The sequence below is a fragment of the Candidatus Marinimicrobia bacterium CG08_land_8_20_14_0_20_45_22 genome (assembly GCA_002774355.1).
In the GTDB taxonomy this organism is placed as follows: domain Bacteria; phylum Fidelibacterota; class UBA2242; order UBA2242; family UBA2242; genus 0-14-0-20-45-22.
This window is the reverse complement of record PEYN01000064.1, coordinates 1-8929: the sequence shown is the minus strand read 5'-3', so window position 1 is coordinate 8929 and position 8929 is coordinate 1. Positions and strand designations below refer to the sequence as shown.

Sequence of the window (8929 nt, the reverse complement as noted above, 5' to 3'; positions counted from 1 at the left end):
GATTTTCTCCGAAATATTGGCAGAGCAATGAAAATCCGCGTGGAAATCGACGGCGTGAAATCTTCCATTGAAGGAAAAATCGTTTCGGCAGACGAAACGGGCGTAACACTGGAGACGGTAGAAGGGAATTTGGTCTTTGCCTATTCGAACATCGAATTTGGAAAAGTGCTTTTAAAATGGTAGAGAAACAAAGAGGAGCAAAAAGTTGATTAACCGGGAAATCATCGAAGCGTTTGGGGCTATCGCACGTGAGAAAAATGTTGATCGTGCAGATTTAAGCGACATTATTCAGAAGGTATTTCTGGCGCTAATCGAAAAAAAGTACAATAGCGTCGAAAACTTCGACGTCATCGTCAATATGGATAAAGGCGAGATCGAAATCTACCAGCGGAAACTGATCGTCCAAGAGGTGACCGATCCCCTGTATCAAATCAGCGTCGAGCAGGCAAAATTAACTGAGCCGGATATGGAAGCGGGCGAATATTTTGTTGAGATTATCGATCCGCTGAGTTTCGGCAGACGATTGATTACACACGCCAAACAGATTTTAAATCAGCAAATTCAGAGTGTAGAAAAGAACCAGATCTACGAGGAATTTTCCAAGAAGATCGGGCAGATCATCATCGGCGATGTGCATCAAATCAGACGCGACGCCATTTTTATCAACATCGGCAAAGCCGAAATAAAGATGCCGCACGAAGAACAGATTCAGGGCGAAAAGTACCGCCGCGGCGAAAGCATCAAATCTATCGTCAAAGAAGCGACAGTTGGGCTGAACGGACCGGAGATCATCGTTTCCCGCGCATCGGAAGAATTTCTGATTAAACTTTTTGAAAACGAAGTACCGGAAATCTATGACAAGACGATCGAAATCAAACGGGTGGCGCGTCATCCTGGCGACCGAAGCAAGGTCATCGTTGAATCGAACGACCGTCGCATCGACGCCGTCGGCGCCTGTGTCGGCATTAAAGGAAGCCGTATTCAGGCGATCGTCCGCGAATTAAATAACGAAAAGATCGACATAATCAATTACAGCAGTGAACCGGAAATTCTCATCACGCGCGCGCTTTCGCCCGCCAAACCGTTCATGCTTGAGATTGATGAGGAAAGGAAAACCGCACTGGCGATCTTCCCCGATGAAGAAATTTCCGTCGCCATAGGGAAAAATGGTCAGAACATACGGCTAGCGTCGAAAGTGACGGGTTATTCAATTGATGCTATTAAACGTTCAGATTATGAGCTGACTGAATCGGAAACGATTTATCTGGAAGACATCGAAGGATTGACTGAGCATAATTGGAAGTTGTTGTATGGTATTGGCATTGACACCGCCGAGGAACTGCTTGCGACGCCAAAAGAGGAATTGATCAACATCAAAGGTCTCGGCGAGAAGACAGTCGAAAAGGTACTTGTACTGGTATCAGAAGCGGTAGAAAATCGAAGAGCCGAATTGGAAAACGCGCGCAGAGCCGTTGAAGATGCGACGGCGAGTTCCGAAGATTTCGAAAAATACGAAAAAGAAGTCGACGAATATTTGGAAGAGGACGAAGAGGGAAAAACTGCACTGAAGGAGGAAAGGGCAAAGACACAAGTTTCCGATGAAGATACTGGCGTAGATTTGGAAAAAGAATAGAAAGCGTTGAATGGATCACGAACCGAAGACAAGACAAAAGAAAATTTTTGAGATAGCCAAGGAACTCAATATATCCTATATTGATATCATTTCGTTTCTTGCAAAAGAGGGCAGTTCTTCCAAAAGTGTGAATTCTCCGGTCGATGAACTGACTTATATCAAAATTCTGGAGCAATTCGCCAAGGAAAAGACTCTTGTCGAACGCGCGCTCAAGGAAAGAGCCAGAAAAGAGGCGGAACTGAAGCGGAAAGCTCAGGAAGATACTCAAAAAGCCGCCGAACTCGAGCGTCGGAGAATGGAAGAGGAAGTGGTGAAATCCGCGGCGCTTCTTTTCCAGAGTGCAATCGCATGCGTGATTGAACTTTGCGCCGATATCAAACCGATTTTGATCGAGCAGGTTCGTGAAAAAATTCGCAAGACGGACATCATTGCAGAACAATCAGTCGAAGAAGCCATTGGATCGGAAAAAACGATTGGAAAACCAGTCACTAAGAGTGAGATCGAGGTCAAAGGTGAAAAGAAAAAGAAAGATAAAGAAAAGCGCAAACTGAGAAGGATCGCCATTTCGGATATCGAATCTCGTCTCGCACAAAAATTTGGGAAGAAGAAACCGGAAACGACAGATTTTAGCCAAAAGAAAGGCAAGCACAATAAAAAAGGAGCCGATATTGACGAAAAGAAGGTTGATGATTCCATTCGTCGTACAATGGCTAAAATAGACGGGAAAGTCATTCATAAAAAATATAAAAAAGGCGGAAGCGATAAAGAAGAGATTGAAGAAATCACAAATAGAATTCGTGTCAGCGAATTTGCTTCCGTTGAAACGCTGGCTTCGCTGATGGATGTCAGCCCAGCCGATGTGATCGAAAAATGTATTCAAATGGGAATGTTCGTTACCATTAACCAGCGGTTGGATTTTACCACGATCACGATCATTGCCGATGAGTTTGGTTTCAGGGTCGAGCAGGTGGCAATGTTTGGTGAGGAACTTCTCAAGATTGATCAAACGGAAGAAGATTTGGAAAACTCCAAATTTCGTGCACCTGTCGTCGCTATTATGGGACATGTCGATCATGGAAAGACCTCTTTGCTGGATTTTATCCGAAGATCGAATGTCGTAGCCGGTGAATTCGGCGGCATTACACAGCACATTGGTGCCTATCAGGTTATCTTGCCGAATAAAAAGAAGATTACATTTTTGGATACGCCGGGACACGAAGCTTTTACAGCGATGCGAGCCCGCGGCGCTCAGATTACGGATATCGTCGTGTTGATCGTTGCCGCAGATGACGGTGTGATGCCTCGGACAATCGAGGCGATTCACCACGCGAAAGCCGCGAATGTTCCGATCGTTGTGGCAATTAACAAAATTGACAAGCCAGAAGCCGATGCGGAACGCGTCAAACGTGAACTAGCTGACAATGATGTGCTTGTCGAAACGTGGGGGGGGAAAGTTCAATACGCAGAAATATCAGCAAAGACCGGAAAAGGGATCGATCATCTCCTGGATTTAATTTTGCTCGAATCTGAGATGCTAGACCTGAAAGCGAATTATGAAACAAGCGCTCAGGGAACGATCGTTGAATCAAAAATGGACAGACGCCACGGCCCAACGGCAACGATATTGATCCAGAAAGGAACACTGAAAATCGGAGACCCATTCGTGTGCGGTGCGGCTTTTGGAAAGGTCAGAGCACTTTTTGACGAACGTGGTCAAAAACTAACCCATGCGGAACCTTCCGATCCAGTCGTGGTTATCGGCTTTGATATATTGCCGGGACTCGCGGATGTGTTTTCTGTCGTTCAGGATGAGCATTTGGCGCGTAAAATCGCGATAGAACGCCAGAAAATTCAGCGCGAACAAATGAATCGCCAACTCAAAGAATGGTCGTTGGATACGATTTCTGCCAAGATTGCCGAAGGAAAAATTAAACAGTTGAATGTTATTCTAAAGTGCGATGTGGACGGTTCTGCCGAGGCGATTAACCACGCATTGAAAGATCTTGGCAATACGGAAGTCAGCGTCAGTGTTAAACACATGGCGGCTGGAGAAATTTCAGAGTCCGACGTTCTGTTAGCGAAAGCGTCGGAAGCGGTCATCGTCGCATTTAACGTTTCTGCAAATCCAAAAGTCAAAGAACAAGCCAAGAAGGAAAATATCGAAATTCGTTATTACAGCATCATTTACGAATTGATTGATGACATCAAAGCCGCTCTTGAAGGGATGTTAAGTCCCGACAAGATCGAAGAGATGTTAGGCGAAGCAGAAGTCCGTGAAGTTTTTAAGATTCCTAAACAGGGCATGATTGCCGGCTCGTATGTCGTTTCTGGTAAGGTGACCCGAACGGCGCGTGCTCGGCTGAAACGTGATGCGAAAGTCGTGCACGAAAGTTTCGTCGAGTCGCTGAAGCGGTTCAAAGACGATGCCCGCGAAGTAGCAGAAGGGTTTGAGTGCGGAATTTCGATTGAGGGTTATGATGATTATAAAATCGGCGATCGGATCGAATTTTTCGAAATCAAATCCGTGAAAAGGAAACTTGAATAAGATCAATTTCTTTACACTAAAAAATGACAACCGGTTTATTACAGATGGATTTGTTATTGCCTACGACACGCTCTTTAAAGGATAAACGCTCCATTTTGAGTCGCCTTAAAAATCAAGTTCGGAGCAGGTTCAATGTCGCAATTTCCGAACTTAGAATGGGCGATGAGATGAGCCGCAGTCAGATTGGAATTGTTACTATCAGCAACGACCCATCCGTCGTTCACGATATTTTACGAAAGGCGGAGCAATTCATCGAGAACCGCTTTGAAGTTCAGGTGATGGGTAGAAGGATTGAAATGTTATGACAAGCAGTTATCGGATTCAGCGTGTTTCTGACGAAATCAAGCGCATTCTTGCGGAGGCGTTTATTCGAGACATTCCGTGTGATGGATACGGACTTGTGACGGTGACAAAAGTCGTTTGCTCGCCCGATTTACGGTCGGCGAAAGTTTACATCAGTATTTTGAATCACAATGCAGACCAGCGGAAAGCGGGAATGGAAAAAATCCGATCGCGCGCTTCCTTTGCGCGAGGTATTCTCGGCAATCATATTTCGTTGAGACGCGTGCCGCAACTGTCTTTCTATGAAGACGACACAGAGGAAAATGCCGAGAAAATCGAAAAATTGATTCAATCACTTCACCAATAAATTAGATTCTTATGACAACCGTCCAGCAGACAGACCGAATTTTGAATGTGTATAAACCGGCAGGGATTTCATCTTATGACGTTGTTCGGAAGGTTAAGCGTTTGTCGGGAATTCGGAAAATCGGGCATGGTGGCACGCTCGATCCGTTCGCCGAAGGAGTTCTGTTGGTACTTATGGGTCAAGCGACCAAACGAATGATCGATCTGCTTCGGTGTCCGAAAACGTACGAATGTATTTTGAAACTTGGGCAATCCACGAAAAGTGGCGATCCGACGACTTCGGTCGTTAATTCTTCCGAGGTTCCTATTTTAACACCCGAAATTCTCGAAAAGATACGCCTCTCTTTTCTGGGTGAGATCGATCAAACGCCGCCACGATTCTCGGCGAAAAAAATCGATGGACAGCGGGCTTACAAATTAGCGAGACGCGATGTCGAATTTACGCTGAAACCGAAAAAGATCATGATCTATGATCTGAAGCCGGAAATCGTCGATGCGTCGCATATTCAGATCGTCGTGACCTGTTCTAGCGGAACTTATATACGGAAACTCGGCGAAGATTTTGCTCTGGCGTTGGGAACGGTCGGACATCTGATTTTTTTAAAGAGAGTTCAGGTCGGCGATTATCGTTCGGACGATGCCATTTCATTCGACGGATTGGATAGTCTGTTTGAATCGGCGAAGCAGGCGGTCATCGCATGATTCAGGTATTTCGCGGGTTAGAAAATTTGCCGGAACGATTCAAGGGAAGCGTCATTGCGCTGGGCGTTTTTGATGGATTTCATCTGGCGCATCGGAAAATTATTGAAACCGCTATTACTGAAGCAAAAAAGATGGGCGTCACATCGCTACTGGTCACTTTTGATCCGCATCCGCGTAAGGTTTTAAATCAATCAGATGGTTTTGTCTTGCCGATTCTGACTTCGCTTCCGGAAAAAATCCGCTTGCTGAGTCAAACGGAATTAGACGCGGTGTTGTTTGTCCAAACCGATATAGAATTCTTGAAAATGTCACCGGAAGAATTTATCCTGACAGTTTTGATGGAGCATTTGCAAGTTAGTAAAGTGATCGTTGGATATGATTATCGATTTGGTAAAGATAGGGCGGGCAATGCGGCAATTCTTCAAGAGAAAAGCAAATTCAGCGGTTTCGATGTCGAGATCGTTTCGATGTTTTCGATAGAAGGCGAACATGTGCGATCGTCAGCAATTAGAAAATTGCTGTTGGATGGAAAAGTAGAAGCCGCATGGAAATTGCTTGGAAGGCCGTATTCGTTGACTGGAAAAGTCATCAAAGGTTTCGGACGCGGACACGCGCTGGGTTTTCCGACTGCCAACATTCTGCCAAACGATTCGCAAAAGCTTATTCCGGCATTCGGCGTTTATTTTTCGAGAGTTCATGTAAAAAATTCCGTATCTTACGGTATGAGTAATCTCGGAACGCGGAAAACGTTTGACGCACAGGAGTTTTCGATTGAAGTCAATCTGTTCGATCCGCCAACGGTGGATTTGTACGGCGAAGAAATAGAAGTTGAATTATTGAAAAAGTTAAGAGATGAAATTAAATTTGAATCTGCTGATGAATTGAAGAAGCAGATGATTAATGACAAAATGTTGTGTATGAAAATCAAGAATGAAATGGAGGATAAACTGAATGGTATTGACGAAAGATATCAAGCAAGAGTTAGTTGAGAAATACGGTCAGGATCCGAAGAATACGGGATCGGCTGAATCTCAGATCGCAATTTTGACGCAGAGAATTAAGGAACTAACCGAACATTTTTTAAACAACCCAAAAGATCACGCATCACGTCGCGGACTGATGAAACTCGTCAGCCGCCGGAAGCATCTGTTAAGTTATCTGAAAAAGAAAAACATGGATAGTTACCGGACGCTGATTGCAGATCTTAACATACGTAAGTAGATAGAATACAGGAGATATATAATTGATCCGAAAATCAATGACCCTTGGAGGTCGTGAATTAATCATTGAAACCGGAAAGATGGCCAAGCAGGCTTCTGGTTCCGTAACTGTCCGTTATGCGGATACAATTGCTTTAGTGACGGCTACAGCGAATCTGTTATCGACGCCTAAGCAGGATTTTTTCCCGCTTCAGTGTGAATATCAGGAACGCGCTTATGCCGCAGGTAAAATCCCGGGTGGTTTTTTTAAGCGTGAAGGGCGTCCATCCGAGAGAGAAATTTTAGGTTCGCGTCTGATCGACCGCCCGATCCGTCCGCTATTTCCCAACGGGTTTTTCTCAGATACGCAGGTAATTGCCAGCGTAATCTCAAGCGATCAGGAAAATCCGGGCGATATTCTCGGAATCATCGGTGCTTCGGCGGCTCTCAGCATTTCGGAAATCCCATTTTTGGGACCGATTGCCGGGGTTCGTGTCGGTCGAATCGACGGAGAATATATTTTAAATCCGACGATTCCTCAGATGGAAAAAAGCGAAATGGAAATTGTTATCGCAGGAACTGAAGAATCCGTCGTGATGGTGGAAGGAGAAGCGAAAGAAATTTCCGAGGAAGTTATCGTCAGCGCCATCGAATTTGGACATCAGGCAATTGTTCAGATCATTCAACTTCAGAAAGAACTCATTGCTGAAGTTAAGCCGGTCAAAGCCGTGTTTCAGGTTCCGGTTATGCCCGAAGGATTTGTCGAAGCGGTCGAAGCGAAAACGTTGCCGATGTTACTCGATTGGCGTGAAAAGGGTAAACAGAAAAAGAAAACTCGCTCAGACGCAATAGCATTTTTTCTGAAAAGTCTCAAAGAGGAACTCGAAGAGCCCTTTCCCGGGATGGGAAGCGTCGTCGAAAAGATTGTTGATGAAATTCTGAAAAATGATATGCGGAAAAAAATTGTTGAATCCGGTATTCGGTTGGATGGCAGAGGATTAAAAGAGATCCGTCCGATTACTTGTGAAATAGGCGTTTTGCCACGTGCTCATGGCTCTGCGCTTTTTACGCGTGGCGAGACTCAGAGTCTCGGTTCGGTAACACTCGGCACAAAACTTGACGAGCAGATTATCGATGCCATTGATCGCGAGGAATTCACGAAAAAGTTCATGTTGCATTACAATTTTCCGCCATTCAGCGTTGGCGAAGTACGTCCTCTGCGCGGAACCGGCAGACGGGAGATCGGTCATGGACATCTCGCCGAGCGCGCTTTGAGGACGCAGATTCCCGGCGAAGAGGAATTTCCATACACCGTTCGAATCGTCTCCGACATTCTTGAATCGAACGGATCTTCATCAATGGCAACCGTCTGCGCGGGTTCGCTTGCGATGATGGATGCCGGAATTCCCGTTCGTTGCACCGTTGCAGGTATTGCAATGGGACTGATCAAGGAAAACGATCAATACATCGTGCTGACGGATATTTTGGGAGCGGAAGACCATTACGGTGATATGGATTTTAAAGTTACCGGTACAAAAACCGGTATCACTGCAATCCAGATGGATTTAAAGGTCCAAGGCATTTCCACAAGCATCATGCGCTCGGCGCTTGAACAGGCGAAGGAAGGCAGATTCTTTATCATCAATACGATGGAAAAAACCATCAGTCAACCCAGACCGGAAATTTCTCCCTTCGCGCCGAAGATGATCACGATGAAAGTCGATATCGAATTGATCGGCGAGATCATCGGTCCTGGTGGAAAAAATATCAAAGCCGTTCAAGCCCAAAGCGGAGCAAAAGTCGAGATTTCGGATGATGGCATGATATTCATCTCCGCGCCCGATGGTTCCGCCGGCGAAAATGCCAAACGGCTGATAGAAGGAATGATCGCCAAACCTGAAGAGGGCGCGATTTACCGGAATTGCGCAGTAAAACGCTTGGAGACCTATGGTGCATTTGTCGAAATCCTGCCGGGAAAAGAAGGCCTTTTACACATTTCAGAAGTTGCGTGGAAGCGGACAGACGATATCAATACTATAATGAAAGTTGGCGATAAAGTAGATGTTTTGTTAAAGAAAATCTCGTCGCCAGGACGATTTGAATTATCGATGAAAGAACTCCTTCCCAAACCGGAAGGTTACACCGAAGAAAGGAATTCAGGTCATGAGCACTCCGGACGCGACAGAGACAATCGTGGGTCGC

9 protein-coding genes are annotated in these 8929 nt (G+C 45.4%); all 9 read left to right on the top strand.

The genetic code is table 11. From position 1 onward, the window contains the following. Positions 1-183, top strand: a 183-nt coding sequence (locus COT43_04055) for a hypothetical protein (GenBank protein ID PIS29346.1), incomplete at its 5' end; no start/stop codon positions are given. A gap of 22 nt (positions 184-205) precedes the next feature. Next, entirely contained in the window at positions 206-1633 is a 1428-nt protein-coding gene (gene nusA / locus COT43_04050; GenBank protein ID PIS29345.1) for a transcription termination factor NusA, read from the top strand. A gap of 10 nt (positions 1634-1643) precedes the next feature. Continuing rightward, entirely contained in the window at positions 1644-4178 is a 2535-nt protein-coding gene (locus COT43_04045) for a translation initiation factor IF-2 (GenBank protein ID PIS29344.1), read from the top strand. A gap of 23 nt (positions 4179-4201) precedes the next feature. Next, positions 4202-4483 carry a DUF503 domain-containing protein gene (locus COT43_04040; protein ID PIS29343.1) on the top strand — a complete coding sequence of 94 codons (282 nt, stop codon included), beginning with the start codon at positions 4202-4204 and terminating at the stop codon, positions 4481-4483. Continuing rightward, positions 4480-4827: a ribosome-binding factor A gene (gene rbfA / locus COT43_04035; GenBank protein ID PIS29342.1), complete on the top strand. Its 348-nt coding sequence runs from the start codon at positions 4480-4482 to the stop codon at positions 4825-4827. The genes COT43_04040 and rbfA overlap by 4 nt, the downstream gene beginning before the upstream one ends. A gap of 11 nt (positions 4828-4838) precedes the next feature. Then, positions 4839-5528 (top strand): tRNA pseudouridine(55) synthase TruB, encoded by a 690-nt coding sequence (truB, locus tag COT43_04030; GenBank protein ID PIS29341.1) that lies wholly within the window; start codon positions 4839-4841, stop codon positions 5526-5528. After that, positions 5525-6517: a hypothetical protein gene (locus COT43_04025; protein ID PIS29340.1), complete on the top strand. Its 993-nt coding sequence runs from the start codon at positions 5525-5527 to the stop codon at positions 6515-6517. The genes truB and COT43_04025 overlap by 4 nt, the downstream gene beginning before the upstream one ends. Continuing rightward, the gene (locus COT43_04020) at positions 6480-6749 is read left to right on the top strand and encodes a 30S ribosomal protein S15 (GenBank protein PIS29339.1); all 270 of its coding nucleotides are present in this window, start codon (positions 6480-6482) and stop codon (positions 6747-6749) included. Before COT43_04025 ends, COT43_04020 begins: the two co-directional genes overlap by 38 nt. 37 nt (positions 6750-6786) lie before the next feature. Then, positions 6787-8929, top strand: a 2143-nt coding sequence (gene pnp / locus COT43_04015; protein ID PIS29347.1) for a polyribonucleotide nucleotidyltransferase, incomplete at its 3' end; no start/stop codon positions are given.